4 protein-coding genes are annotated in these 1,952 nt (G+C 39.7%); all 4 read left to right on the top strand.

Features of this window, described 5'->3' with window-relative positions:
- Positions 1–91: 91 nt before the first annotated feature.
- A complete protein-coding gene (locus SORDD27_RS09380; RefSeq protein WP_049506155.1) occupies positions 92–487 on the top strand; it encodes a YwqH-like family protein in 396 nt (131 codons plus the stop codon).
- 8 nt (positions 488–495) lie between these two features.
- Positions 496–795 (top strand): hypothetical protein, encoded by a 300-nt coding sequence (locus tag SORDD27_RS09375; RefSeq protein ID WP_061428698.1) that lies wholly within the window; start codon positions 496–498, stop codon positions 793–795.
- The gene (locus SORDD27_RS09370; RefSeq protein ID WP_061428696.1) at positions 792–1,445 is read left to right on the top strand and encodes a DUF4176 domain-containing protein; all 654 of its coding nucleotides are present in this window, start codon (positions 792–794) and stop codon (positions 1,443–1,445) included. Before SORDD27_RS09375 ends, SORDD27_RS09370 begins: the two co-directional genes overlap by 4 nt.
- Positions 1,435–1,952: T7SS effector LXG polymorphic toxin (locus SORDD27_RS09365; protein WP_231069343.1), on the top strand; the 518-nt coding region annotated here is incomplete at its 3' end. The genes SORDD27_RS09370 and SORDD27_RS09365, both read left to right, overlap by 11 nt.

Genomic DNA, 1,952 nt, shown 5'->3' with positions numbered 1-1,952 from the left:
GTAAGTTTAATCTTAAGAATATGTATATGGGTTGTTGATTCTACGCAAAATATGCTAAAATGAATTACAGTTTATAAAAAGGAGAAGGGAAATGGGGTCGTATTATAAACAAATTGCGGCTAGATTTCGTCGACAAGCTGCTGAAGCTCAAAGAGCAAAAAGTGTAGTTGACGGGAAAATATCTAGATTAAGAAAAGCTAGCAGTAGTTTAGCAAGTGAGATACAGTCTATTGATAATCGTGCAAGATCTTTAGGTCAGATTCTTCCTTTAGATTCCTCTAGTTTTAAGGGAAGTCGTCAGCAAGATTTTGAAGGTCATTTTTATAATTTAGGAACCAATATTACTAATTTTCGAGATAGCCATAACAATAATAAAACTGCTATTGAGGATAAGATACGTAGTCTGGAAACTCAATCAAGTGAGCTACAGTCTGCAATAGCATCTTATTATCGTCAGGCTCGTGTCTATGAATATATGGAGGATTAGGGAGAGAAATGGTAGATACAGGTGTAAATCAATCCAGTTGGAACACTATTACAAGAGATGTTTCTACTTCAACTACAGGAATCGGTAAACTAAGTGATATGCGGTTTAGTCGCACAGATCTTACCCCTTTTACCACTTTTAATGACGTTTTGGAGCACTTTAACAAGTCTATTGTTACTTTGAAAAATTTTACCAGCTCAGATGCGCTAAAAATGGAACAAGCAGGTCAGAATAAGCTAGATGATGACGCGCATGAAGCAGGAGCTATCGTAGCAGGAGCTATCGTAGCAGGAGGTCTTCTACCATGAAGGAAGAACAACTGATTTTATTCGACCGAGCTTTGTCTAGATGTAACCTATCTGAAAAGGAGCAGGAAGTATTGACAGCGGTAGCGATGACCTTATCAGGACATCCAGATGTTTTTCGGGCCTGTTATATAGCTTTTATGAATGACGAACCTAGTTATCATTATCATCCAATGATAGGGGCGCCGTTGGAGTTTTTCTATGAAAAAGAACTCGTGCGGATTCGGCGTCTCCAAGAAGAAGTCATCTTACCTCGTTCGCTTTTTATCCAGTATGCTTCCTATGTGGATCTCTGTTTAAGTCGTATCTATCCTTTGGGTACTGTTGTCGAACTTGATCGTGAGCTTCTTCCTAAGGACTTGGTTGAGTCATTTGAAAGCGAACAGATGGACTTTTTTGTAGTTCTTTCAGGACGTCGAGTTGATTTGGATAACGGCCATTATATGGACTACATCGGTCATGGCTATCCATTTGGCTTACGCTTTGACACTTCCCCCTTGTTTTTAAGCAATCTCTTGATTAAGAGAGTAGTATCAGAAGGGTATTCGGATACCGTGGATGAACACTACTGCCAAGAAGCTCTGCGTAAGGACTATCTAGACGCAGGGTTGATTTCCAGTGTTTACGCAGAGGAGGAAGTGAATGAAGATTGATGTATCCGAAGTTCGAGTTCAAAAAGAGTTGTTAGTTATTTCGGTAAATAGTATCAAGGAACAGCTATCTGTTTCGAGAAGCCGTCTATCAGAGGTCGTTTCAACCGATAGTCTTAAAGGCGCAGTGAAGGATGCCATTAACCAGAAGGTGACCAACTATCAGATACCACTGGTTGATAACTATGTCAATGCCCTAGATAGCATTGTCAGTCGCTATGATGGACTTGTGAAGCTCTTTCAAGACACGGTGTCAGAGACCGACAACAGTGCCATTATTAAGACAGAATACCTAGAACGCATCAAGCAACGGATGAAGGATCCGATTGAGGGATTGAAGAGTAGTTCCAGTAAGACGAAAAATATCTATGCAGGGATAAGCGATATCCTAACATTAACGAATCCTAGTTTGGATAATGTGAACACGAGCTATAATCAAGCAGTCAAGAGTTTAGATGATACCATAAAGAACATGGAGGCTTTTAATAGTGTTCTTCTAAAAACAGATAC

Source organism: Streptococcus oralis (assembly GCF_001579025.1).
Classification (GTDB): Bacteria; Bacillota; Bacilli; order Lactobacillales; family Streptococcaceae; genus Streptococcus; species Streptococcus oralis_X.
The sequence above is the reverse complement of the archived record's forward strand: the minus strand, read 5'-3'. Positions and strand labels throughout refer to the sequence as shown.